The following is a 24543-nucleotide window of genomic DNA, read 5'->3' on the forward strand; positions in this document are numbered from 1 at the left end:
TTATTAATCAAAAATATCACTTGATAATCGTAATCGTTACGATTTATAATAAAAAGGAATCAGCAATAGGGTAATTCTAAAATTATTTGACTATGTTTGATAATCATACCCGCAAAATAAAAGGAGAGATAATCTATGAGAGTCAAGATCACACTAGCCTGCACAGAGACAGGTGATAAGAATTACATAACATCTAAGAATAAAAGGAATAACCCTGAGAGATTGGAGCGGATGAAATATAGCCCGCGTTTGAGAAGGAAAACTTTACACAAAGAGACCAAATAATATAAGTAAGGAGTATAAAAATGGCTAAAAAATCTAAAATGGCTAAAGAATACAAACGACAACAACTGGTTTCCAAGTATGCGGAAATTCGCAAGGAATTAAAAGAAAAAGGAGATCTTAAGGAGCTAAGGAAATTGCCTAGAGATTCTTCAGCAATAAGGTTAAAGAGTAGATGTGAAGTGTCGGGCAGACCGAGAGGATACCTTAGAAAATTCAAAATGTCCCGTATTGCTTTTAGAGAATATGCTTATAAAGGGCGAATTCCTGGAGTAAAGAAGTCAAGCTGGTAAGGTAGCTTACTGCATTTTTTATTTAATTATAGAAAACAACAATTTTCTTAAGAACAAAAATAGGTTTTAAATCGTAATGGTTATTATTTATGAGCAAAAAACTAAAAACCAAAGGATTGATACAAATGAAAAAAATTCCTGTGACTGTTTTAAGCGGTTATCTAGGTTCAGGTAAAACAACCTTATTAAATCATGTTTTAAATAACAGAGAAGGACTTAAAGTGGCTGTTATTGTTAATGATTTGAGTGAAGTAAATATTGATAGTGAGCTAGTGCAGAAGCAGGGAGGATTCTCTCGCATTGAAGAAAAACTCGTAGAGATGTCCAATGGCTGCATTTGCTGTACATTAAGGGAGGATTTATTGATTGAAGTTGAACGGTTGGCAAAGAAAGGCGACGTCGACTATATATTAATTGAATCATCGGGAATCAGTGAGCCTGTACCAGTTGCACAGACATTTACCTACGTAGACGAAGAAATGGGGATTGACTTAACTAAGTTTTGCCAGCTAGACACGATGGTGACAGTAGTCGATACGAATCGTTTTTGGCATGATTTTGAGTCGGGTGATTCTTTGTTGGATCGCAAAGAAGCTGTAGGAGAAAACGATATTCGCAATATTGCCGATCTTCTCATCGACCAAATTGAATTCTGTGATGTTCTTTTACTTAATAAATGTGACTTAGTAAAGTCTCATGATCTTGATAAACTTGAAAATGTAATCAGACTTCTGCAACCAGAAGCTAAAATAATCCGTACAGTAAATAGTAAGGTAAATCTTAATGAAGTAATAAATACAGGATTATTTAATTTTGATGAAGCAAGTGAATCTGCTGGATGGTTAAAAGAGTTAACGATTGGACCAGCTGATCATACTCCCGAAACCGAGGAATATGGCATTGCATCCTTTGTTTATTCAAGAAGGCTCCCTTTTCATGCCGAACGATTTGATGCCTGGTGTCAAACCATGCCAGTTCAGATTGTAAGAGCAAAAGGGATAGCCTGGTTTGCCAGCAGAAACGATTTAGCGATCCTGCTTTCTCAAGCAGGACCGTCTGTTGTGCTCGAGCCTCTTTCTTACTGGGTTGCTTCATTGCCAGAAGAACAGCAAAAACTGATCTTGAATGAATATCCTGATATGTTGGATGACTGGGATGTGGAATATGGTGATCGGCACACAAAACTCATTTTTATCGGCATAGATATAAATAAAGACTTAGTAACAAAAGAATTAGATGAGTGCTTGCTGACACCCATTGAGTTTAACCAAGAATGGAGCAAATTGGCTGATCCTTTTCTCTGGACATTAGAGCAGCAATAATCTTCAAAATTAAATAGGTATTTAACACGAGCTCTATAAATAATGTGAAATATATTTATAGAGTTTTTCTAATTTCTTTTTCAAAAGAAAGCATATAATGCAAAAGATGTGACTCAATTGGAGAATTTTAGTTTACTTATTGCCATAATTATCGTTAGAATTAATTGTAAAGATTAGGAGGAGGTAAAATGTTTACCATATCCACATTAACTGCTTTCGTGGCGATTGTTCTTGGTCTCTTTCTGATACCGGGTCCAGCAGTTTTACTCGTTGCAACCAGGACAGCGCAAAGCGGACGAAAGGCTGGTATTGTGTCCGGATTAGGCATTGCGACTGGTGATATAATACATACATTATTTGCAGCAGTAGGTCTTTCTGCTATTCTAATTACTTCAGCTTTTGCTTTCAATGTTGTAAAGTTTGCTGGTGCAGCTTACTTGATTTACTTGGGATTTCGCGCAATATTGGAAAAGCCATCTGACCCTCAAATGCCAAAAGTTGCTCCTGTTTCTGCTTTAAGCTCATATCGTCAGGCGATCTTTATTGAAGTTCTCAATCCGAAAACAGCCTTTTTCTTTTTGTCGTTTTTGCCACAGTTTGTGAATCCTGTTCATGGATCTTCTTTTCTTCAGTTTATAACACTTGGATTAATCTTTGTTATATTAAGTGCAATCTATACCACCTCATTTGCAATCAGTGTACGAATACTTATGAAAATGGTCAAACGAATATCTTGGATTGGTCGTTGGACTGGTAAAATCGTAGGATCAATTTATATCATTCTAGGATTGAAAGTAGTGACTCAGAATCGTTAATTAGTTTTTATGTGCTTAAAACAATTTTTGATAATAAGTGTTTTGTTTACCTGTTTAACTCTCATGTTGACTTTTATTTCCTTTCAAATAACTTCTATTCATACAGAGGTCATTATTAATATATAGATATTTACTTTAAATGTGATTCCCTATTAAATAGTATAATTCATCATAAAAGAGCCTTCATACACATTAATGGTATGAAGGTTCTATGTTTTTAATTTTGAATTTATATGTCTACAAGAAATTACTAGCTATTTTAGTTATTGCTAGATTTTCCGCCTTTTTCGCCAATCTCTTGATAATAGTCCTTATCATGGTTTTTGGATGTAGCTTCGCCACCTTTTTTTCCAGCTTCTTCACGTGTCATTTTGTCTGTTTTATTTGTTGCCATGTTACATCCCTCCTAGATAAAATTTTGTTACTTTGATTCTTTTCCCGCTTTACTAGAGGATAAACATTCTATTAGATTTTTTATATTACAGTTTGCATCTTAAGGGGAAGGCGAAAAATAGTGGCTGATTAAAGGATACTAGTATAGGTGAAATGAAGGAGAATTAACAGTCACGGAATCTATCTCATCCCTGAGATCACTGATATGATTAATGAGCATGCTCCAGGTCTTTACAATTTGAACACTAATCACTTAAAATTGAAAATAGAAGGCCATTTTTTAGTGGTTATCCTCCGTTAATGTTATTCTTAAAGTATTCGGCAAAGGTGGTGGTTAATTTGAAGTACTTACAGGAGAAGATATATTTGCTAGGTACAAAAAATTCCGATGTATTTGTTATTAAAACAGCTGATCATAGGTATATTGTGTCAATTCCAGATATCCATTGGTCAGGACAAGTAAATGAGCTTGATGAATTCGATCAAAGAGTTAATCACTTAATAGGTTCCTTAACTTTCCATCTTTATGAAGGCAATTCACAAGAATTGGCACATAATCTTGCCTTACTAACAGTAAACAATGAAATGTAGAAGCAAAATAATTTAGGAATTATCCTAATGTTTCGCAAATTTTGTCAAGATACTAGAAGTAACGATGATCCCTTTAAATGATTCAATACAGAGAACCAAATTCATTTTAAGTTTTTACATAAAATAAATTATTAAGATAAAGAAGGTTGAGAGTAGTTTAAAGAGTTATTAAAAGCAAGATAAGGATGCTACCAAGTCCGGCGTTAAGCCTACATAAAAAATTGCTTAAAAAGTCGCATTTGAAAATAAGTGCGACTTTTTTAATTATGTATTAAATTAATTTAGAAATTGTATAATGAAAAATTTCACCCTGCATGATTCACTTTCTTCCAGACCTTTTTTTGCATAATAAAGGCTACAGTTCCAATGATTAAAACGACCAATAAACTTACAAAGAAACCTGGTCGAATGCTTTTTTCCATCAATGTTCCGCTTATAGCAGCAAGAATTAGCATTAGGCCTAAGAAGGCTAAAAGCTTTTCCCATATCTTCATTTTTAAATTTCGAAGTGCAGAAATGATAATAAAAGCCCAGTTAAACAAAATTAATATTCCAGCTGCAGTAGTAATGTACTCATAAATTTTACCTGGCAGGAGTAAGGCTGTGATAATGGAAGTGATTAAGCCTACGGTTGCAAGTCCTAAAGAAGGGAGAGGAAGGCCTTTCCAACTTTTTAGTTTTTTAGAGAACAATGACGGAGCATCGCCGTCTTTTGCCAGTGTCACGAGAAGTGCCGTTACCCCAAATAAAGACGCTGTCATTGTAGAAAATCCTGCTATGATAATAGCCCCATTGAATACATGCGGGAAAAAGGCAAGGTTGTATTTATTTAATGCGGTTACAAAAGGACTTTCCTTTTCATTGAACGCTCCATGTGCTGTCATATATACGGCAAGACCAAGTGATATGACATAAATCACCACCAATACGATCAGCATGATGATTCCTGCTTTTGGAGCATCTTCTTTCTTTTTAAGTCTCATTGCCATGAGCCCAATTACTTCTATACCTCCATATGCATAATAGGCATAGATCAGTGATGTCCAAAACCCCTTTATACCTGTGGGAAATAATTCATTGCTTGAGGCAGGTATACCGGCATGGTTTACGTCCCCGTTACCATGAATCCATCCAAGCAGGGCAGCAGCTGCAATAATAATAAACATAAAAATAGCTGCTGTTTTGATAACAGCAAGTATATTTTCAACCTTATCAAAACCCTTATTGCCAGAAATAACAACAATGATAGAAAGAATGGCATATCCAGTCGCAAACATCCAAAGTGGTACAGTTGGAAACCAAAATCTAGATAAAATAGAAAGAGCAGTTAATTGGCTGCCCATAATCAGGATATTAGAACTCCAATAATTCCAGCCGCAGCTGAAACCGGCCCATCGTCCATAGGCTTTATTTGCATAGTAGCAGAAAGATCCTTCTTGAGGATCCTCCACTGTCATTCTAGCTAATAGATTGTATACAATATACGTCCCAATTGCCGCTAAAAGAAAGGAAATGACAATTGAAGGGCCAGTTATTTTTATTCCGATAGCCGATCCGAGAAAAAAACCAGTTCCTATCGTACAACCAACACCGATTAACGACAATTGCCACCAGCTTAAATTCCCAGTTTCACTATCCTTATTTTGACCACTAGGTATAAAAAAATCCATGCAAAAACACCTCAATGTAGATATTATTCGATAAAGAGAGTTTTTTATGTACAAGTCTTTTTATTTTTAGACCTATTCCTTAAATTAAAAATGAACTTAAGCTTGGATGGTCACTATGAATATTTTTAAAGGAATTTCTAAAGGTTGTTTAAGACAGCAGCCATAAAGAGAATTACCTATTTAAAAATCAAAATTGTCTTGATGGCATTTTTTCCTTTAAGTTAAAAGTTGTAGGACTAAGCAATACCATTGGTTTTTTCTTAGAATGTACAAGTTATTTAGTCGTCGAGGGGAGTGATAAATATTAGCGTGAGCATATTGATTAGTTGCATTTTTTTGGGGTTAACTTTAGCAGCTTCTATTGGACCAGTAAATTGTGCGAGGTTAGATAAAGGAATCAAGAATGGTTTTTGGCATGCTTGGATAATTGAAGTAGGATCAATGATCGCGGATGGTATCTTTATGTTAATGATTAATTAAGGGATGGTTCATTTTTTGGAGGTTTCCATCGTATAAATTTTCAAAAGGTTATTTGGCGGATTTATTCTCAAATACTCTCGAGTAGAAAGTATTTACAATGTTAATTCAATAATTTTTGCTAACAGCAGAGGTAAAGATTCCCTAGCAAAGTGTTTTCTTACTGGATTCATTATGTCAATAACTAGTCCATTACCGGTCCTTTTTTGGCTGGGGATTTACGGTTCTGTATTGGCTAAAACCGCTCAAATTAATGGGACTGGTTCATTACTAGTTTATAGCAGTATGATATTTTTGGGTTTAACATTATGGGATATTCTTGTTGCTCTCACAACTGGATTTCGCAATTTTTTAAATATAAGCAGCCTAATAGTCATCTCAATCATATCAGGGATATCATTAATTGGCTTTGGAGTATTTAAGTAAAAAACGCACTATAAAGTAAAGTTGCCTATCTATACCGAAAAAAATATTAGCCCAAAATTCTTTGTTTAGATTTTTCCGGATAGAGCTTCGTATTAATGCCTTCTTTAATAATATCTCTATTGAATTAATAATTTATTTTAAGTGTTCCTCAACCTCAAACATTCTTTACAATTCCTGTAATTCTAATTCCATCATATATAGAAAGTAATAGATTGTATAACAGTAGCTAATATTATTTCTTTTTGTCTCTTTTGGTTGTAGCGCAGATTTAAATCTAATGTTATTTAAGCAATTTCAAAAATTAATGAGAAACCTTAAAGATAATGGCTAAGGTTCAATATAAATAATATAGATTAATCAATTTCTTTTAAAGAAAACTTTAGCACTTGCATGAAAGTAATATAATGGAAATAATCATTAAGAAAGAGGTGAGAATATGAAGCTTAATCATTTGAATTTAACTGTTAATGATGTTCAGGAGTCAAGGGATTTCTTAGAAACATATTTTGGAATGAAGTGTATTGGAAGTCGTGGAGACGCGTTTGCTGCACTGTTTGATGATGATGGATTTGTATTGACTTTGATGAAAGGAAAGAATGTTAAATATCCAAAGACGTTTCATATTGGCTTCCCGCAGGAGAATAAGGAAAAAGTTGATCAAATCAACGAACGTCTTAGAAATGATGGTTTTAACGTAGATCTGCCTATTGAAGCACATGGTTATACATTTTATGTTCAGTCTCCAGGAGGATTTACAGTTGAGGTTCTATCATAGGTCGCTCTTAATGGCTGCTTGTCACAAGTAGTCTTGTTTGTTCAACTAGGTGGAAGCGTGAATTGGCTGTATGCATGCGGGCTATATTTGTACTATTAATAGAAGTCGTTCTTTCTAAAAGCCGGGCAACATAGAGTGTTAACAGAACATCATATAAGAAAATGAGATCACTGAAAGTAATTCGGTGATCTCATTCTTATTTTGTTTTTATCTTTAATGCATGCGTCAATATTATCGTTGTATAGTTCACAAAGCAGCAATCGCGACTCAATGAATTGTAAAGAATAATTACTAATTATCTATCCAATTATGTTAAATTTACACTCAATAAAATTTTGCGATTTTTTCAATTGGCAAACGAATAGTATTGAATGCCGGCGCCGCTGCTTTTCCAATAGCAATTAAAGTAATTGGAAATTCATTATCTGGCAGTTCAAAACGTTGTGCAAATGCTGATTTTTCAAATCCACCCATTACCACTGTATCGTAGCCACGTTCTTTTGCTAATAATAGAATCTGCATAGAGATTAGTCCTGCATCATAACTAGCAATGTTCATTAGCGCTTCTTTTGGAGCGTTCGGATACATTTTAAACGTGTTTTCAATGGTGCGGTCAGCGATTGATTGATCCATATAACCAGCTTCTACATTTTTTGTGTAAATCTCTTCTACATTTTTATAAGCAGTCTTATCTCCCAGAACAGCTATAACAGCAGATGAATCCTCAATCTGTGCTTGATTGTTGGCAATTTTTCTTAACTCTTTTTTCATTTCTTGATCTTGAATGATTATAAATCTCCAAGATTGCAAGTTACTTGATGATGGCGCACTGGTTGCTAAAGATAAGATATCTTGCAGTTCACGTTGTTCAATTTTATATGCAGGATCGTAAACACGAACCGATTTACGGTCATTCATTAAATTTTGTAGTTGTGACATTAGGCTTTCCTCCATAACTTATTAAAAGTAAGTTTTCATCAATTAACTTACCATTAGTAAGTTGTTGGTGTCAATAAATAAATTCCATGTTATTATTATTTTAAATAGAAAAAAATGAAAGGAGAATTGCATATGCACACACCTCAATCTCATATCGGAACCAAACATGTATGCAAGAACTTTCATAGGACAATTGAATTTATCGGACGAAGATGGATGGGTATGGTTATTTATTCTTTGCTTGAGGGCCCAAAGAGATATCATGAAATTGTTGAAAATATTGATGGAATTTCTGATAGATTACTGACGGAGAGGCTAAATGAGTTAGTAAGCGAGGGGCTAGTAACGAAGCGTTATCTGGAGTCCTCTCTTAAGAAGGTGGAATATGAATTGACACCTAGTGGAGAAGGTTTAAAAGAAGTGATTCTTTCTATTCTTGATTGGCTTGAAACGAAGGAAAACTATGACGTTGACTCTAATAAATGAAAAGGTTTACATTATTTATTTCTGCTGAATTAGCCCTGGAAGCTTGCTCGGATCCAGGGCTGTATAGGTCATCAATCATCATTGACGTTTGTTTTCATTATGACTTGAATAGTTAATGAAGGTACTCCCCCTATTTATTCATTCAAAATGCTTTTCTCCAAGTATTCTTCTTTATTTCCATATGTTTTAATAATATGGGTCTCACCCCAGTTGCACAAGGCGTGGAGAATAGCTTCCAGACTGTGCCCATATTCGCTTAGTTCATATTCAACCTTAGGTGGTAGTTCATGATAAAATGTCCGATCGACAACTCCACTTTCTTCAAGCTCACGCAATTGTTGTGTGAGCATTTTTTGTGAAATATTTGGCATCAGACGTTTTAATTCACTTGTTCGTTTTTTTCCATTGATCAAGTGACACAGAATTACGCATTTCCATTTCCCCCCGATTACTTCCAGTGTAGCTTCTACCGATATATTATATTTTTTCTTCTCCAAAATTTCACACCTCTCAAAATAGGAACAAACGTTTGTGGTAACTAAAAGGTACCTATAGAACAAAAAAGTACGTACTTCCCATATGAATTTATTTATTACATAATAACATTTGTTCCGGAACAAATCATAATGATTTTTATCAATCTAAGGAGGTACTCAATCAATTTGGATTCTTTATCAAAAAAACAGCAGCAGCTCGCACTAATTGCTTTAGCTGTAACAGCCTTTGCAATCGGTACAACCGAGTTCATTAGTGTTGGGTTATTACCGATGATTGCCAGTGATTTACAAACGACTGTGCAAACTGCAGGATTGACTGTTTCTATATATGCAATAGGGGTTGTCATCGGTGCACCCGTATTAACGCTTTTATTTTCTTCCATACCACGTAAGCGATTATTACTTATGGTGATGATGGTTTTCATTGTCGGTAATAGTATTGCGATGGTGTCTACATCAATGGTTTTATTACTAGTCTCTCGTCTTGTATCAGCATTAGCACATGGCGTGTTTATGTCCATAGGATCAACGATAGCAGCTAGCCTTGTTCCGAAAGAAAAACGGGCGAGTGCCATTTCTATTATGTTTACAGGTTTAACTGTTGCAACGATAACGGGCGTTCCTTTTGGCACTTTTATTGGGCAACAAGTTGGATGGCGTTTTGCTTTTGGATTTATTGTCTTTATCGGAGTCATTGCTGTTATAGCAAACTGGTTTTTACTGCCTAATAAGATTGAAAGAGGACCAAAACCTCTTCTTTCAGAGCAAATCAAGCTGGTTAAAAACAAACGCATCCTCCTTATTTTAGTGATTACTGCACTAGGGTATGGCGGCACTTTTGTTGTATTTACGTATTTATCGCCACTACTCCAAGACGTAACGGGATATTCGTCCAATTTAGTTACAGTGCTCTTGGTTCTATATGGAATAATGGTAGCGATAGGGAACATCATTGGCGGGAAATTATCTAATCAAAATCCTATTCGTTCCCTATTTTTTATGTTCTTCGTGCAGGCGATCGTGTTAATCATACTTTACTTTACCATCCCATTTAAGATAGCAGGTCTCTTTACAGTGTTGTTAATGGGATTGTTTGCATTCATGAATGTACCTGGTTTGCAAACATCAGTTGTTATACTAGCAGAACGCTATGTACCAAGTGCTGTAGATGTAGCTTCAGCATTAAATATTGCTGCCTTTAATTTAGGAATTGCAATTGGCTCCTACTTAGGGGGAATTGTCACCAACTCAATAGGACTTATCCATACATCCTGGGTAGGTGGAATTATGGTTCTAATAGCAGCTGGACTCACTGTTGTTTCTATAAAACAAGAATACAAAAACAAAAAGGAGCGATTATAAGTTGAATCAAAACAATATAACTTTAAATAATGGTGTAAAAATGCCTGTAGTTGGGTATGGAGTTTTTCGAGTGGAGGATGGTCCGGAACTATCAAATGCAGTGAAAACAGCAATCAAATTAGGTTATCGCAGTATCGATACCGCTCAAATCTATGGGAATGAAGAAAGTGTTGGCCGTGGTATAAGGGAGGCAATTAAAGAAGGGATAGTTACGAGAGAAGAGCTATTTATCACTTCAAAAGTATGGAATGATGGTCTTACTTATGCTGAAACACTGCATGCCTATGAAACAAGTCTCACAAAAATGGGTTTGGATTATTTAGATTTATATCTAATTCACTGGCCAGGAAACAATAAATATAGAGATAGCTGGAAAGCGCTTGAAACGATCTATAAGGAAAGGAAGGTTAGAGCGATAGGTGTAAGCAACTTCCAAATCCCACATTTAGAAAGCATTCTTGAAGATTTTGAAATAAAGCCAGTAATTAACCAAATAGAAGTCCATCCACGTCTTATTCAAGAAGAGATCAGGAGCTACTGCTATGAAAAGAACATTCAAATAGAAGCATGGTCACCACTTATGGCTGGAGAAATACTAAATAACGAACAGATTCTAGAGATAGCGAAGCGACATAATAAATCTGTTGCACAGGTCATTTTGCGTTGGGATATTCAGCACGGTATTATTACAATTCCTAAATCGATGACCCAATCAAGAATGGAAGAAAACATAAACTTGTTTGATTTTCATCTAACAACTGAAGAGATGGAACGAATGGATGCCTTAAATAAAAATGAAAGAAGCGGACCACATCCAGACGAGTTTGATTTTTAATTAGAGTGAACGGCTTTATGCCGTTCTTTTTTGTTTATTCAAAGTACAAGGGGTTAATGGCGTAATGTGTTCAAGTAATCTTTCTCAATCCATCCGGAATGATATTGGAGTAATGCGTTAAGCTTTCATACTGAAAAACAATTTTGGAATGAAACTTAAAACAAATATGCGTAGGAGGGGGGATTAACGTCCACCTTTTTATCCTCCTTCAGATACGTTAGGTAATTAATATACATGGGGTCTGTTAAAAATTTATCTTAGTAATATCTCCGATTCGCATAGGAGAATCAGTTTGCTTTTACCTGCCTTGTGATTTCTTTCGAGTTAATTTATCGTGAAATTGACCAATCCAAAACTCGTTTTCAATCAAAGTTTAGTCCTCAGCTATTTTGAGAAAATACCTGACATTCTTTTAACTCCTTCCGTTCCAATAATACTTCCTCCAATTCCAATTAGTACACTTGCAGAAATAATTTTAACCGCATAATAAATACCTGTTCCGGTAATAAGATCGATGATTAAAAATTTTTTAATTGCCGATGCTTTAATTGTATAAAATACGATTTGATTTTGCTTAATTATTATTTCCACGCACCTTTATCTTTTTTTTATAGGTATGAGAAAGATAGGTTGTCATATTCATATATATCCTGTGCTGAAATGAATCTGTTAACTTAATACTTAGATGAAAATAAAAAAATACTGACCCAATGAGTCAGTATTGAAAAATATTTTTTACATTAAGATGATTTCTTTTTTGTCTCCGCTGCTTCTAAACAAAACAGAAAGATATGCGTCTAACTCAAAGCCTTTTTCGTTTATAAAATCAATTAGTCTAATATTAGAACTCATTTTCTCACTTCCTGCTTCGTTTAAGTTGAGTTATGAAGATTAGTATCAGCCCCACCTTCGCCAAATACCATGATAGCCACACGTGCTATCCGCCTGCTTTAATTATAAATGTAAACGCTTTCATAAAACAATAGAAATTATTCATCAAATTTCGACATGCTTTTAGGCAGATTAAAAGTCAATCCAAATGCTCTTGAGGAATCCCATCGTTAACATGTTTATGAGGGAGACATTGAAAATTTATATTCATTATCGTAGCAGATGGAAGATATAGAATGATTAAATGGATCGAACTCCTTCATAAGATTACTCTTTTTCAGAAAATTATTGCTAAATAAAAAGATTTTTGTTAATATCATAAACAATTATTAAAAAAGCAATGAAGAGACGAGTAAATAAGAATGAATATGACAGAGACCCTCGGATGGTGGAAAGAGGGATAAGAATTCTTATTGAAAAAAACCTCTGAGCTTCGCACGGAACTAAGCAACTTTGTTTAGGGATTTTGCGACGGTTTCCCTCGTTATTGGGATAGGGTATCGCGATCAGCTATATAGTTAGCCGTACCTGATAAGGCTTACGAGAGCAATCCGTAAGTAAACTGAGGTGGTACCGCGAATTCAAACTCTCGCCCTCAAGACAATAGTCTTGGAGGTGAGAGTTTTTTTGTTTTTATAAACAATCCGGATTAAATTTTACGAGGTGATTATATGCATTGGGCTTTCGAAATAGCCGAAGAGTTAATTAAGAAATATCCGAATAATAAGGTTTTTACATGTGCATCTGGAATAAGTCCGTCAGGTTCTGTTCATATCGGGAATTTTCGCGAAGTGATTACAACCTATTTTGTCACAAAAGCACTCCAAGCATTAGGGAAGGAAACAAGGTTCATCTTTTCATGGGATGATTACGATCGATTAAGGAAGGTACCAGCGAATGTCGATGCTTCTTATGAAGATTTTGTGGGCATGCCTTATGCGGACATCCCTAGTCCGAATGGAGAAGGGTCATATGCCCGTTATTTTGAAAAAGAGTTTGAAGAGTCGTTACGATCTTTTCAGATCTGCCCAGAGTTTAGTTACCAAGCAGATGAATATCGGTCAGGGCGCTATGCCAGTAAGATTAAAAGGGCATTAATCAGGAGAAAAGACATTTACGACATTCTCCAGCGTTTTAAAACGAGCGAGCCATCCGAACGTGACAGGGAAGCATTTTATCCCATTACACTTTATTGCGAAGCATGTAATAGAGATTCCACGCGCATTCATTCTTACAATGAGGAGGAATTACTTGAATACAATTGTTCTTGTGGGTATGAAGGGAAGCAATCATTGTTTAGTGATAATAGAATAAAACTCAATTGGAAAGTGGACTGGGCAATGCGCTGGTCGTTTGAGGATGTAGTATTCGAGCCAGGTGGCCGTGATCATTCTGCTGCAACTGGAAGCTATAATGTATCTAAGGTAATCGCAAGAGAAATCTTTGATTATGAAGCACCTGACTATGTGGCCTATGACTTTATTACCTTGAAGGGCACAAACGAAAAAATGTCGAGTTCATCTGGTAACGTGATGACACCGAAGGATTTGCTTAAGATATATACACCTGAGGTCATTCTATTCATGTTTGCCAAATACAAGCCGAATGCTTCCTTTCATATCGGGTTGGATGAGGATGTGCAGCGGGCTTACTCGGAGTTTGAACGATATTATCAGTCATATTGCGCTGGTAAGTTAAATCATGAACTGCTTATTCAGTCTTTAGAACTGGCTGGAGTGAATCAATGTCAGAAGCAACCAAGTTTCCAACAGGTGGCTGGCATTTATCCACTAGTTAACTTCAATGAACAAGCGCTGCAAACCGCTTTAAGCAAATCGGGTGAATGGTATACGACAGAGGAGCTTGCCACAATCTGTAATAGAGCGGAGTATTGGCTAAGGTATTGGAAAACAGACACATTGATAAAAGTAAATGAAGATCAAAATATTTCCTATTATAGAACGCTTTCTTCCGAGGATAAAAACAGAATTGAACAAGTCGTCATCATTCTTAAAAATGAGAGTGGCTTGATGGGCGAACAATTGATGAAGCGCATTTACGCCATCTGTCATGAGGAAGACAAGAAGAAAATGAAACAAAATCAAAGGAATTTATTTAAAAATGTTTATCAATTGCTTATTAATGAGGAAAGTGGACCTCGTTTACCATTATTATTTAGCGCGATCGGCACAGAGAGGGTGATACGATTGCTTGTTCAATAATTGTCCTCCTGTCGTCAGAATTCATGCTATAAGGTCTTTGCTATTTCCATATGGGAATAGCAAAGATAATCGAATAATTAGATAATTGGTTTTTTTGTGGTAAAATTATTAAATAGTTGATTTCCGAAAAGGGGGAATTGAGATACAGCTTGTAAAGCAACTGGTTAATTCTTTTAATAATACATATTTTCTCATAGGCATACTATATATTTTCTTTTTTAAATGGAGAAACAATTGAATATTAGCTATCTTGTTTTACTGTATGGTTGGTTAACTAAGAAAAACAAAAAAGTTAAATAAATAGGGTAATTAGGTGACTGCAATGAGCCAATTGATAGAAATAAACCAAACTAAAGTAGAGATGCTAAAAAGAGGGAATTCAGGTAAACCAATTTTCATTCTTACAGGAATGGGGTGCTCATTCTACGAATGGTACGATGTAATAGATTCATTAAGCAAATTAAATCAAGTAATCACATTTCATAGACCTGGACTTGGAAAAAGTGAGAGAGGCACTGCTGTCCGCAACGCTGATTCAGTTGTGAGTGAATTAAGTGAAATGATCCGATTGCTCCGTGTCACTGAACCTGTCGTGTTAATTGGACATTCTTATGGAGGATTATGTGCGCAATATTTTACTAAAAGACATCCTGAAAAGGTTGCAGGATTAATATTAGTAGATTCAACCTCTGTCGATCTAAAAGAATTGGACTTATTAGACTTGCCAGTGCTAGACAAAAATGATACTGATGAAATTTGGCTAGAGAAATGCCAATCTTATTCCCAAAAGAAAGAAGAGGAGTTAAGCGATATAATCAACCCTGTACTTACCAATAATCAAGAACAACTACCAATAGATATACAACAACAACTACTAGATTTTCAGATAAAACCCAATCTCTATAAAGCGATGCTTTCTGAAATTGATAACTGGAAGGTTGATGCGGAAATAATAAAAAACAAAGGGGATTTTCCTGAGGTCCCGTTAATTGTTATCGGTCGAGACAGGGAGCATAGCATACAGATGGGGATCTTAGAGGGTTTGCCTGAATGGGAATTGAGAATATTTGAAGGAAAGTGGCAAGAATTAATAATGAAGCAAGCAAATCTTACTCAAAACAGTGAATTGCTATTTGCGAACGAGTCAGGTCATTCTATACATATGGATAGACCAGATTTAATAATCAAAGCAATAGAGAGGATTTTAAATCAAATTAATTGCTAGATAATAATTGAAATTGAGTATAAGAAACATCGGATTTGCCCCTTTAAACGCCCTGACATCAATCCTTGTAAAAAAGGATCCATTGCTAACAATGGATTCCTTTATTTTGCCTGCATATCGGCTTCATGAAGAAATAAAAGTTTCCTAAATAAATGATCGCCAAGCAGTTCTTTCGTTTCCGCTAATTTTTTTTCTGTTGCGTTCATTGGAATCATATGAAATTGTACGAGTGTAGATACGTTTCTAATTAATTCTTCATTATAACCCAATGAATTCAAGCGGCTTGAGGCAATTTGAGACGAAACAAACTCATGCCCATAATAATGCGCATATTTGGTTTCTTCCCCTTTAAAACTAGTAAATGATTTACAAAAAGATTTTCCTGTATCATGGAACAAGGCAGCCCAAATCATTTCAGGTTTATCATCTTTATGATAATGATTTAAGATATATTGATAGACATAATAGGTATGCCTGCTGACCGAAAAAGAGTGGTAGGTTGAATCATGCGGGAGGTTTAAAATGTTTTTAAACTCAATCATTTCGGTCGATAAGGAATCGAATAGCTGATCATGCCCAAGGTCTATCCGAAGCTTATCTTCAATAATATCTCTGTCTTTCTTTTGTATTCTTGAATCGGGTCCGACATAAATGATCCTATCCCACCCTTCGCCCAATATAGGAATATGGAGGGCTGTATACATTTTATCGATTACTTGATCATCGACTTTTCTTGATCTCGTTTGATTTCTTTTCCGAATTTCTTCAATAGATGTGTTCATATAGTAAACTATTTTATGATTTGATTTAACAATATGGTTGATAAAGTGTCTCCTGCGTTTTCTGTTTAAATTTGTTGCATCAAAAACTACATTGATGCCTGAACTAAGGGCTGCTTTTGTCCTTTTTTCCATTTCGGAAAATACAGCTTGGTTATGTGCCTGTGATTGTTCGTCACCGAATTGCTCGGAGCGGATATCGTCTGATGAAAGGTGGATTGCATTGTATTCAATGCATAGATCCATAGCAAGAGTAGATTTGCCGCTGCCAGGGAGACCAACTAATTGTATAAAAGTAGTCATATCTTCCTCCTATGTATATTCAAGATAATTTTTAAATATATGTTCTTTTAGCTCGGTGTGTGTTAATCGGTTGTCATAGCTTTTAAACACCAAATAACGAATGCTTGGAGAAATGTTTTGACTAACAAAAATTGCAAAAGATTTGCGGTCAGTAGTCCGGTTTAATGCGTTCATCTTATTCTCATTAACTATGGCTAAAAGTTCATCAGCCTTTTCATCCAGATGGGCAACTAAAGACTCAATTTCTTTTCTAAACTCCTCTGGGATTTTAAAAATCAGCTCAGAAATTTTTCCATCCTTCCAATATTCCGTTTTCAGTTTAGTAGATAAACCATAGGCAATTTTATGAATTTCCAAATATTTTACTCCTTTGATTTTTAACCGTTTTCCATTGGACCATCTGAGAACCCAGCCCTCATTATTATGATCTATGGTTTCTTTATTTCTTATTACTTCGTTTAAGGTTAATTGTACTTTTTGAGTTACGTTCATACCTAACAGAGTTCCCAGTTCCAGCAATTCGTGGTAAGGATAATCATATCCGGTAAATCGATTGATAGCCCCGATGATGATTAAATCAGATGTATCGTTATAATCGACTACAACCTTAGTAATCGGGTGGATGATTTCGACGAGCAAGGTGATTTCATCAGGGATCCTTACATGCTTGTATTTTAATTCCCAAATAGTTGAAGCGGCTTTAGCTTGCACAGATTCAAATGAACCTCTCGTTGCCCAACAGGTTTTCCCATTATATTTATAGCTGATACCTAAAGAGCCATCATATTTAACCGTAATCTCGGGCGATTCTTCAAAAGGAATATCAATCTCCAAATCTGGTATTTCTCCGTAGTTAAAGAATTTAGGAAATGGCCGCGCTAAGATTTCTCCACTTAATTCATCCACAATTAATCCTCTGCATGCCAAAGTCAGTTCATTCCAGCGCTGATCAAACGTAGCGTTCTCCGTGTAGTTTAAAATGACTAAAGCAGGATTGGATGGATGCGGTTTTCTGGTTATATATTTATTGTTTACTTCCTCCATATACGCTTCTTTTGAGATCACTGCTTACACCACCATTTACAAAAAGGATTTGATATTATTAATCATACTGATTAGTTACTATTATTCCAAAAAAGCAAGATATTTCAAGCTTTATTATTTTATTCAAGTGAAGAACGTCTGATGAAAGAGATTCTCCACTTGAATGGAATATCTATTTGGACTGAGAAGTGAGAAGCTCAAGTTCCTCTTGTATTCTGTCAGTATCAATTCTCTCAAATAGCGGACTATCTGATTCAATGTACCTTCAGGGGCGTGAATGGGTGCCCAAACAAGTTGAGGCAAACAAAGCACTTGTGCAACTTTCTCACTCGAAAAAGGTAAAAAGGGCTGAAGAACCTGAGCTAAATTCGCAATGAAGTAAATGCATGTGGTAAGTGTATTATTGCAATCTACTTGAGATTCCTTTATCTGTATCCATGGCTTGCGCTGATCAAAATATTTATTTGCTGTACGAACAAAAGAAAATATCGTTTCAATCGCCCGCTTAAAATGGGCCTCTTCAATCAGCGTTCCGACCTTCCTATACAGCTGTTCGATTTCGTTCTTCCATGAATCATCAATCACTCCATTTGGAATGGAGCCATCATAGTATTTCTCGATGAATTTAAGCGATCTATTCACGAAGTTCCCATATGCCCCGAGCAGCTCGCTATTATGACTATAAATAAACTCTCGCCAGGAGAAATCACAATCACGCTCTTCGGGTGCATTAATGGTTAGAAAATAGCGGATAGAATCTGGGTGATATCTTTCGATGATATCAGGAACCCACACAGCCCAGTTTTTACTTGTTGACAGCTTCTTTTTTTCGACGGTTATATATTCATTAGATACTATATGGGTTGGCGCCCCTTCAATCCCTGCTCCTAACAGAATGGCAGGCCAGATGACGGTGTGAAAGGGAATATTATCCTTTCCATGTAAATAATAAGACTTAGTCTGCGCATTCCAGAATGAAGAATCGTCTTTACCCGTTTCTAGTGCCCATTTTTTACTTGCTGAAAAATAGCCAGTAACTGCTTCAATCCATACATAAATCTTTTTGTCTTCGAAACCTTTAACAGGTATGTTCACTCCAATAAAAGTGCTCTGTGTCTTTTCCTGCAGGCTCATCTCCACATATTTTACACCGTTTAGTTAGCAAGTCTAAAGGATCCAGTATGGTTGCGCATTCATCACATTGATCGCCTCTCGCATCTTTGCCGCAATGAGGGCAAGTCCCTTCAACATAACGGTCAGGTAAAAATTGCGTGCAGGTGGAACAGTAGGCCTGCTCTACAGTCTTTTTATAGATTTTGTTGTTTGCTAATAATTTTTGGAAGATTTTTTGGACGATTTCATGATGATGAAGATCATCTGTCCGAGTATATAGATCATAAGTAAATCCTAGTTTTTCAAAGCAATGACAGAACTCACGATGAAATTTATTAGCAATTTCCCTTGGTGTGACACCTTCTTGTCTTGCCCTGATAGAGATTGGTGTTCCATTACAGTCACTCCCCGAGACATAAAGAACCTCATCGCCTTTAGCGCGATAATAACGAGCCAAAATATCACCTGATAACAGGCTGGAAATATGTCCTAAATGTAAAGAGCCATTTGCGTACGGCCAAGCACCGCCAATAAAAATATTCATTTTCTTCTTCCTCCTTGTTTCTTAACCGCACCGTTGTTTGGAAGACATAGGCAATATGAAAAATAAAAAAACCTCGCCCAATGACAAATAAAATTTGTCAAAGGACGAGGTTATCCTCGTGTTACCACCTTTATTTACTAATCACTCACATGATTAGCCTCCATAAGTACGGAACGATTAGAACGTTCTTATACCCTGACATTGATAACGAGTGCCAATTCTCGTCATTGCCTAACGAAATCCGTTCAGCAATGCAGCTCAAGGACCATCTTCAATCGACCATTCTTTGCTTCTTTTCACCAACCGAAGCTCTCTGTGTAAGAACAAAATCAATTTACTCTTCCCATCATTGCTTTTAAAAATAATAGTATTATTATGTCAGTTTGCGTTTGATTAAGCAATAGGTGACTTTCCTTTTTAAAAATTTTTTAAGTGCATTAATAAGGAGTGAAACTTGATATTAATGGGTAAATAGTATTTATTAACTGTGATGGAGGATGATGATGGATTTAAAGGCATGGCGAATTTATTGGCCGCAAACCATTCAAAATAAAAAGAAATATTCAATGCTTGAAGAAGATATCGAATGTGATGTATGCATTGTCGGGACGGGTTCATCTGGTGCTTTTCTCGCCTATCACTTTGCCCAAACGGATTTGAAAACTGTTGTGGTGGACAAGAGAAACATCGGTTTTGGAAGTACATCAGCTAATACAGGGTTACTGCAATATAGTAATGATAAATTATTTACTTCTTATTTGAACTCTTTTGGGGAGGAGAAAGGATATAAGCATTTAAAGCATTGCTTTGATGTACTGGAAGATTACAAGAAGCAAATCTTGCCTGTCCTAGAAGAAGACCCAGATTTTATTGAAAGAAAAAGCTTGTACTATGCTTCTAATCTAGAAGATAAGTCCATGCTTGAAGAAGAATACGCTAACCTATTAAAATACGATTTTCCTGTTGAATTTTGGACAGATGACGATATGAAAAACCAATTTTCTTTTGAAAAATCAGCAGCACTCGTTTCTAAAGGAGATGCGGAAATCAATCCGTTGAAAAATATCCAGCAATTGTTTCATTTTGCAAGTAAACAGGGAGTAGCTATTTATGAAGATACAGAGATTGTTGGAAATGAATGGTTTGAAAGTCACGTTAACTTATATACAAACCAAAAGAATCGAATAAGAGCAAAATATGTTATCTACTCAACGGGTTACGAGGCGCAGGAGAGTGTAACTGATCCTAATGCACGGATCATTAGCTCTTACGCCATCACAACAAATCCGATTAACGTACAATTAAAATGGCCGGAAAAAATGATGATTTGGGAAACAGCCCGACCATACTTATATATTCGCTCTACGGTTGATCAGCGCATTATTATTGGGGGATTAGATGAATTAACTACAGAAGAAAATAAACGAGATTCAAAACTTTTACATAAACGAGATTTGCTGTTAGAAAGCTTAATAGAGTTTTTCCCTGAATTAGCAAACAAAGTAAAGGCAGATTTTTACTGGTCCGGCTTTTTCGGAGAAACTCATAATGGTTTGCCAATGATTAAACAGCACCCAGTCTATCAGAATGGTTGTTTTTTGTTAACTTATGGAGGGAATGGCACAGTATACAGTATGATTTTATCTAAGATATTAAAGGATTATATTGCAGAAGGGAGCCACCCTGATTTTTCACTTTATTACGAATACTAGCAGTTAAAAGGAAATATTTCCTTTTTTTGTAGTATGATGTACATAAAAGGGGAGAAAGAACGGATGTGTAATCTATGAGTTTACAATATAAAGAGTCAGGGGATAGCAATTCGAGGCTAATAGTTTTTATTCATGGAGGCGGAGTGGGTGGTTGGATGTGGGATGAACAAGTAGAGTACTTTTCGCGCTTTCATTGCTTAGTTCCTGATTTGCCTGAGCATGGAGAAAGTATCTCGTCTAAACCTTTTAAAATAAAATCAACTGCAGAAGAAATAATTGAACTGGTTGAAGAAAAAGGAAAGGGGAAAACCGTCATAGTAATAGGTTTTTCGTTAGGTGCGCAAGTCTTAATAGCTATGCTAAGTATAAAACCGGATCTCATCCACTATGCCATGATCAATAGTGCATTAGTGAAACATATGCCTTTTGCCGACACGCTGACTAAATCGATGGCCTGGTTCTATCCTCTAACAAAAAACAAGACATTCTCTAATATCCAAGCCAAATCAATGTACATAGATCAGCACTACTACGAAACCTATTATCTAGGAAACTGTCAATTCGGCAAGGATGCTTTTTTGAGAGTAATGAAAGAAAATATGGCTTTTAGAATACCGAGAAGATTCGAGCATGCGAGTGGGCAGATTTTAGTTACTGTCGGTGAAAAAGAGAGAAAAATAATGAAAGAATCAGCACGTGAAATCATTCAAAGTAATCCTAATTGTAAAGGGTTCATTATCTCAAAAATGGGTCACGGATTATCTTTAGCAAACCCTATACTATTTAACACTATAGTGGAAACTTGGCTGGGAAATGGAACATTTCCTCAAGAACTGCAAGCAATAAAATGAACGATCATTACCGTGAATACTTCAATTTTCCTAGAATCGTAACTAATGGTGTGAGATACACAAAGGAGGTTGAGCTCAGTGAAAATAAGACAAGCAAAACTCACAGATGCAGCAGGAATAGCAAAAGTACATGTAGATAGCTGGCGTACAACATATAATCAAATGATACCAGCAGCGTATTTAAATCGCTTGAGTTATAAAAGTAGAGAAGAGCTTTGGAAGGGAAATCTATCAACACAATCTGTATATGTTGCTGAAAATGATCAAGGAGAAATTGTAGGATTTTCTGGAGGAGGTAAGGAAAGGACGGGGAATTATCCAGCCTATAAAGGAGAAATCTATGCGATATATATTTTAAAGGAATACCAGCAAAAGGGATTAGGAAAATTACTTCTGAAGCCAGTGGTTAGTGAACTTCTAAATTTGTCCTTCGATTCATTACTAGTTTTAGTCCTAGAAGCAAACCCTTCACGTCATTTTTATGAGGCGCTTGGTGCAAAAAAAATTGAAGAAGTGAAAATTAAGATAGAGAATAAAGTGATTGTAGAGGGTGTGTATGGTTGGGGAAATATAAATGATATTGCAAGAAAATTCTTATAGTTCCCTTAATACTCGCTTTTATTGTAATCACAGCAACTGTTTTGTATAATTCACAGTGAGTGTTTTTTAAGAATGCAATGAATTGAATAGGTAAGATTATTCGAAGGACATTCTACAATGATGGACTCATGCAGGATTTATGAAGTACAAGAGAATGTACTTAATACATAAGAGAAAGGAAAGCGAATCATGTCAAAACAGCAAATCGGTGTAATCGGATTAGCGGTAATGGGAAAAAACCTTGCAATGAATATTGAAAGCAGAGGTTATTCTGTTGCTGTATTTAACCGTTCTTACGATAAAACAGAAGAATTCTTGAAAAATGAAGCAGAAGGTAAAAACTTTGTTGGTGCAAAAACAGTGGAGGAATTTGTGCATTCACTTGAAACACCAAGAAAGATTCTTTTAATGGTTAAAGCGGGCGCTGCCACAGATGCAACGATTGAGTCATTAAAGCCATATCTTGAAGAAGGTGACATCTTAATTGATGGGGGAAATACTTACTTCGAAGATACGATTAGACGTAATAAAGAACTGGCATCTGCAGGTTTTCATTTTATTGGTACGGGCGTTTCTGGTGGAGAAGAGGGTGCCTTAAAAGGCCCTTCAATCATGCCAGGTGGAAAAGAAGAAGCATATGAGCTTGTAAAACCGATTTTTGAAGCCATTTCTGCAAAAGTAGATGGCGAGCCATGCTCTACATATATCGGACCAGATGGAGCTGGACACTATGTAAAAATGGTCCATAATGGCATCGAGTACGGCGACATGCAATTGATTTCCGAAGCTTACTTTATCCTAAAGCATGTTCTTGGTCTTGAGGCAGAGGAGCTTCATGAAATTTTTGCCGAGTGGAACAAAGGTGAATTAGATAGCTATCTAATCGAAATCACAGCTGATATTTTCACTAAAAAAGACGAAGATACAGGCAAACCGTTAGTCGATGTCATTCTCGATACGGCAGGCCAAAAGGGTACAGGAAAATGGACAAGCCAGAATGCTCTTGATCTTGGTGTTCCTCTTCCTATCATTACAGAATCCGTTTTCGCTCGTTTTATTTCTGCTATGAAAGAAGAACGTGTTAAAGCAAGCAAAGTGTTAAATGGACCTGAAGTGTCTGCATTTGAAGGCGACAAAGCTGAATTAATCGAAGCTGTTCGTAAAGCGCTATATATGAGCAAAATAGTTTCCTACGCGCAAGGCTTTGCACAAATGCGTGCAATGTCCGAAGAGAAAAATTGGGATCTTCGTTACGGCGATATCGCGATGATATTCCGTGGAGGCTGCATTATCCGTGCGCAGTTCCTGCAAAAAATTAAGGATGCATACGATCATGAACCAGAGTTAAAGAATCTATTACTAGATCCTTATTTCAAGGATATCGTTGAAAATTACCAACTAGCATTACGTAAAGTCCTTTCGATCGCGATCGAGCGCGGTATTCCAGTGCCATCATTCGCAAGTGCTATTGCCTATTATGATAGTTATAGAACAGAAACTTTACCAGCCAATCTTCTTCAAGCACAACGTGATTACTTTGGTGCTCACACGTATCAGCGTGTGGATAAAGAAGGTGTATTCCATACAAACTGGATGGAATAGCACTCGCTAATATATAGTTAAAAACAATAAGAGACGGTTGGTCAGTCCAATCGTTCCTTATTGTTTTTTTTATGTGTAAAGCAAAAAAATGAGTCAGTGAATTGTAATTTAAGTTGAGTATATCCAAAATTATAAATAATTAAAATAATCCTTGACAGTTACAATAGGCATAGTATAGGATTTAATCAATTCAAAATATATTTAAGAAAGATTTTTACAATATAAATCTCTTTTAATCAAACAATTAAATATAAATATTTCTTATCCAGAGAGGTGGAGGGGCTGGCCCATTGAAACCTCGGCAACAGACCAAATGGTACTGTGCCAATTCCAGCAAACTTTCGAGTTTGAAAGATGAGAAGAAACCAGGGTTTTACTCCTGACCTCTTCTTATTTATAAGAAGAGGTTTTTTGTTTGTATGAATGTATTCCGTATTAAATCAGTGATCATGAGATAATCAATTAAAAAAGTATGCCGATTAGACGACTAAAGG

Annotated in this window: 22 protein-coding genes, 2 pseudogenes, 1 riboswitch and 2 other annotated features; of the genes and pseudogenes, 16 read left to right on the forward strand and 8 right to left on the reverse strand. The window is 35.9% G+C overall.

Annotated elements, in window-relative coordinates:
* Positions 1–135: 135 nt before the first annotated feature.
* The 4 genes from rpmG to J2S17_RS00080 all read left to right on the forward strand — a co-directional run bounded on the left by rpmG (position 136) and on the right by J2S17_RS00080 (position 2712).
* Entirely contained in the window at positions 136–285 is a 150-nt protein-coding gene (gene rpmG / locus J2S17_RS00065) for a 50S ribosomal protein L33 (RefSeq protein WP_307470667.1), read from the forward strand.
* A gap of 20 nt (positions 286–305) precedes the next feature.
* On the forward strand, positions 306–575 hold the full coding sequence (rpsN, locus tag J2S17_RS00070; protein ID WP_307470670.1) for a 30S ribosomal protein S14: 270 nt from the start codon (positions 306–308) through the stop codon (positions 573–575).
* A gap of 125 nt (positions 576–700) precedes the next feature.
* Positions 701–1897, forward strand: a complete 1197-nt coding sequence (locus J2S17_RS00075) for a GTP-binding protein (protein WP_307470674.1) — start codon at positions 701–703, stop codon at positions 1895–1897.
* Between the two features lie 188 nt (positions 1898–2085).
* A complete protein-coding gene (locus tag J2S17_RS00080) occupies positions 2086–2712 on the forward strand; it encodes a LysE family translocator (RefSeq protein WP_307470677.1) in 627 nt (208 codons plus the stop codon).
* A gap of 259 nt (positions 2713–2971) precedes the next feature.
* Here the strand turns inward: J2S17_RS00080 and J2S17_RS00085 are convergent, their stop codons facing one another.
* Positions 2972–3106 carry a KGG domain-containing protein gene (locus J2S17_RS00085; RefSeq protein ID WP_307470679.1) on the reverse strand — a complete coding sequence of 45 codons (135 nt, stop codon included), beginning with the start codon at positions 3104–3106 and terminating at the stop codon, positions 2972–2974.
* A gap of 299 nt (positions 3107–3405) precedes the next feature.
* Here J2S17_RS00085 and J2S17_RS00090 point away from each other — a divergent pair, with 299 nt between their 5' ends.
* The gene (locus tag J2S17_RS00090; RefSeq protein ID WP_503128660.1) at positions 3406–3696 is read left to right on the forward strand and encodes a YueH family protein; all 291 of its coding nucleotides are present in this window, start codon (positions 3406–3408) and stop codon (positions 3694–3696) included.
* 305 nt (positions 3697–4001) lie between these two features.
* Here J2S17_RS00090 and J2S17_RS00095 read toward each other — a convergent pair whose 3' ends face one another.
* Positions 4002–5366, reverse strand: coding sequence for an amino acid permease (locus J2S17_RS00095; RefSeq protein WP_307470684.1), 1365 nt, complete (start codon positions 5364–5366; stop codon positions 4002–4004).
* Positions 5367–5669: 303 nt separating this feature from the next.
* On the opposite strand from J2S17_RS00095, the pseudogene J2S17_RS00100 reads away from it, so the two are divergent.
* Both J2S17_RS00100 and J2S17_RS00105 read left to right on the forward strand, forming a co-directional pair.
* Positions 5670–6269: pseudogene (locus tag J2S17_RS00100) on the forward strand (LysE family transporter).
* A 436-nt stretch (positions 6270–6705) separates the two neighbouring features.
* The gene (locus J2S17_RS00105) at positions 6706–7044 is read left to right on the forward strand and encodes a VOC family protein (protein ID WP_307470686.1); all 339 of its coding nucleotides are present in this window, start codon (positions 6706–6708) and stop codon (positions 7042–7044) included.
* Between the two features lie 324 nt (positions 7045–7368).
* Here the strand turns inward: J2S17_RS00105 and J2S17_RS00110 are convergent, their stop codons facing one another.
* Positions 7369–7983, reverse strand: coding sequence for a nitroreductase family protein (locus J2S17_RS00110; protein ID WP_307470689.1), 615 nt, complete (start codon positions 7981–7983; stop codon positions 7369–7371).
* Between the two features lie 132 nt (positions 7984–8115).
* Here J2S17_RS00110 and J2S17_RS00115 point away from each other — a divergent pair, with 132 nt between their 5' ends.
* Positions 8116–8469 carry a winged helix-turn-helix transcriptional regulator gene (locus J2S17_RS00115; protein WP_307470692.1) on the forward strand — a complete coding sequence of 118 codons (354 nt, stop codon included), beginning with the start codon at positions 8116–8118 and terminating at the stop codon, positions 8467–8469.
* A gap of 134 nt (positions 8470–8603) precedes the next feature.
* Here J2S17_RS00115 and J2S17_RS00120 read toward each other — a convergent pair whose 3' ends face one another.
* Complete coding sequence (locus J2S17_RS00120) at positions 8604–8966, reverse strand: winged helix-turn-helix transcriptional regulator (protein ID WP_307470694.1); 363 nt, start codon at positions 8964–8966, stop codon at positions 8604–8606.
* 165 nt (positions 8967–9131) lie between these two features.
* Between J2S17_RS00120 and J2S17_RS00125 the strand changes: the two genes are divergently transcribed.
* Both J2S17_RS00125 and J2S17_RS00130 read left to right on the forward strand, forming a co-directional pair.
* The gene (locus J2S17_RS00125) at positions 9132–10328 is read left to right on the forward strand and encodes an MFS transporter (RefSeq protein WP_370874913.1); all 1197 of its coding nucleotides are present in this window, start codon (positions 9132–9134) and stop codon (positions 10326–10328) included.
* A 40-nt stretch (positions 10329–10368) separates the two neighbouring features.
* Positions 10369–11163, forward strand: coding sequence for an aldo/keto reductase (locus tag J2S17_RS00130; protein ID WP_307471552.1), 795 nt, complete (start codon positions 10369–10371; stop codon positions 11161–11163).
* A 384-nt stretch (positions 11164–11547) separates the two neighbouring features.
* Here J2S17_RS00130 and J2S17_RS00135 read toward each other — a convergent pair whose 3' ends face one another.
* The gene (locus J2S17_RS00135; RefSeq protein ID WP_370874914.1) at positions 11548–11754 is read right to left on the reverse strand and encodes a hypothetical protein; all 207 of its coding nucleotides are present in this window, start codon (positions 11752–11754) and stop codon (positions 11548–11550) included.
* Positions 11755–12385: 631 nt separating this feature from the next.
* Positions 12386–12654, forward strand: a binding site (T-box leader).
* Positions 12655–12725: 71 nt separating this feature from the next.
* Here J2S17_RS00135 and lysS point away from each other — a divergent pair.
* Entirely contained in the window at positions 12726–14276 is a 1551-nt protein-coding gene (gene lysS, locus J2S17_RS00140; RefSeq protein ID WP_307470698.1) for a lysine--tRNA ligase, read from the forward strand.
* Positions 14277–14598: 322 nt separating this feature from the next.
* A complete protein-coding gene (locus J2S17_RS00145; RefSeq protein ID WP_307470700.1) occupies positions 14599–15501 on the forward strand; it encodes an alpha/beta fold hydrolase in 903 nt (300 codons plus the stop codon).
* 101 nt (positions 15502–15602) lie between these two features.
* Here the strand turns inward: J2S17_RS00145 and J2S17_RS00150 are convergent, their stop codons facing one another.
* The 3 genes and pseudogenes from J2S17_RS00150 to J2S17_RS00160 form a co-directional block, all read right to left on the reverse strand.
* Positions 15603–16583, reverse strand: a complete 981-nt coding sequence (locus tag J2S17_RS00150) for an AAA family ATPase (RefSeq protein ID WP_307470703.1) — start codon at positions 16581–16583, stop codon at positions 15603–15605.
* A 9-nt stretch (positions 16584–16592) separates the two neighbouring features.
* Entirely contained in the window at positions 16593–17648 is a 1056-nt protein-coding gene (locus tag J2S17_RS00155) for an RNA ligase (protein WP_307470706.1), read from the reverse strand.
* A gap of 151 nt (positions 17649–17799) precedes the next feature.
* A pseudogene (locus tag J2S17_RS00160) lies at positions 17800–19284 on the reverse strand (methionine--tRNA ligase).
* A 97-nt stretch (positions 19285–19381) separates the two neighbouring features.
* Positions 19382–19643 (reverse strand) — a binding site (T-box leader).
* 144 nt (positions 19644–19787) lie between these two features.
* Between J2S17_RS00160 and J2S17_RS00165 the strand changes: the two are divergent.
* The 4 genes from J2S17_RS00165 (at position 19788) to gnd (ending at position 24049) form a co-directional block, all read left to right on the forward strand.
* The gene (locus J2S17_RS00165) at positions 19788–20996 is read left to right on the forward strand and encodes an NAD(P)/FAD-dependent oxidoreductase (protein ID WP_307470709.1); all 1209 of its coding nucleotides are present in this window, start codon (positions 19788–19790) and stop codon (positions 20994–20996) included.
* A 74-nt stretch (positions 20997–21070) separates the two neighbouring features.
* Positions 21071–21847, forward strand: coding sequence for an alpha/beta fold hydrolase (locus tag J2S17_RS00170; protein WP_307470712.1), 777 nt, complete (start codon positions 21071–21073; stop codon positions 21845–21847).
* 78 nt (positions 21848–21925) lie between these two features.
* Positions 21926–22447, forward strand: a complete 522-nt coding sequence (locus J2S17_RS00175) for a GNAT family N-acetyltransferase (RefSeq protein ID WP_307470714.1) — start codon at positions 21926–21928, stop codon at positions 22445–22447.
* Between the two features lie 189 nt (positions 22448–22636).
* Positions 22637–24049: an NADP-dependent phosphogluconate dehydrogenase gene (gnd, locus tag J2S17_RS00180; RefSeq protein WP_307470717.1), complete on the forward strand. Its 1413-nt coding sequence runs from the start codon at positions 22637–22639 to the stop codon at positions 24047–24049.
* Between the two features lie 258 nt (positions 24050–24307).
* A riboswitch (SAM riboswitch) is annotated at positions 24308–24410 on the forward strand.
* Positions 24411–24543: the final 133 nt, after the last annotated feature.

Source organism: Cytobacillus purgationiresistens (assembly GCF_030813235.1).
Lineage (GTDB): Bacteria > Bacillota > Bacilli > Bacillales > Cytobacillaceae > Cytobacillus > Cytobacillus purgationiresistens.

Coding starts and splice junctions, on each gene's coding strand:
- rpmG (WP_307470667.1), top strand. CDS start 136: ATGAGAGTCAAGATCACACTAGCCTGCACAGAGACAGGTGATAAGAAT.
- rpsN (WP_307470670.1), top strand. CDS start 306: ATGGCTAAAAAATCTAAAATGGCTAAAGAATACAAACGACAACAACTG.
- J2S17_RS00075 (WP_307470674.1), top strand. CDS start 701: ATGAAAAAAATTCCTGTGACTGTTTTAAGCGGTTATCTAGGTTCAGGT.
- J2S17_RS00080 (WP_307470677.1), top strand. CDS start 2,086: ATGTTTACCATATCCACATTAACTGCTTTCGTGGCGATTGTTCTTGGT.
- J2S17_RS00085 (WP_307470679.1), bottom strand. CDS start 3,106: ATGGCAACAAATAAAACAGACAAAATGACACGTGAAGAAGCTGGAAAA.
- J2S17_RS00090 (WP_503128660.1), top strand. CDS start 3,406: ATGTTATTCTTAAAGTATTCGGCAAAGGTGGTGGTTAATTTGAAGTAC.
- J2S17_RS00095 (WP_307470684.1), bottom strand. CDS start 5,366: ATGGATTTTTTTATACCTAGTGGTCAAAATAAGGATAGTGAAACTGGG.
- J2S17_RS00105 (WP_307470686.1), top strand. CDS start 6,706: ATGAAGCTTAATCATTTGAATTTAACTGTTAATGATGTTCAGGAGTCA.
- J2S17_RS00110 (WP_307470689.1), bottom strand. CDS start 7,983: ATGTCACAACTACAAAATTTAATGAATGACCGTAAATCGGTTCGTGTT.
- J2S17_RS00115 (WP_307470692.1), top strand. CDS start 8,116: ATGCACACACCTCAATCTCATATCGGAACCAAACATGTATGCAAGAAC.
- J2S17_RS00130 (WP_307471552.1), top strand. CDS start 10,369: ATGCCTGTAGTTGGGTATGGAGTTTTTCGAGTGGAGGATGGTCCGGAA.
- lysS (WP_307470698.1), top strand. CDS start 12,726: ATGCATTGGGCTTTCGAAATAGCCGAAGAGTTAATTAAGAAATATCCG.
- J2S17_RS00145 (WP_307470700.1), top strand. CDS start 14,599: ATGAGCCAATTGATAGAAATAAACCAAACTAAAGTAGAGATGCTAAAA.
- J2S17_RS00150 (WP_307470703.1), bottom strand. CDS start 16,583: ATGACTACTTTTATACAATTAGTTGGTCTCCCTGGCAGCGGCAAATCT.
- J2S17_RS00165 (WP_307470709.1), top strand. CDS start 19,788: ATGGATTTAAAGGCATGGCGAATTTATTGGCCGCAAACCATTCAAAAT.
- J2S17_RS00170 (WP_307470712.1), top strand. CDS start 21,071: ATGAGTTTACAATATAAAGAGTCAGGGGATAGCAATTCGAGGCTAATA.
- gnd (WP_307470717.1), top strand. CDS start 22,637: ATGTCAAAACAGCAAATCGGTGTAATCGGATTAGCGGTAATGGGAAAA.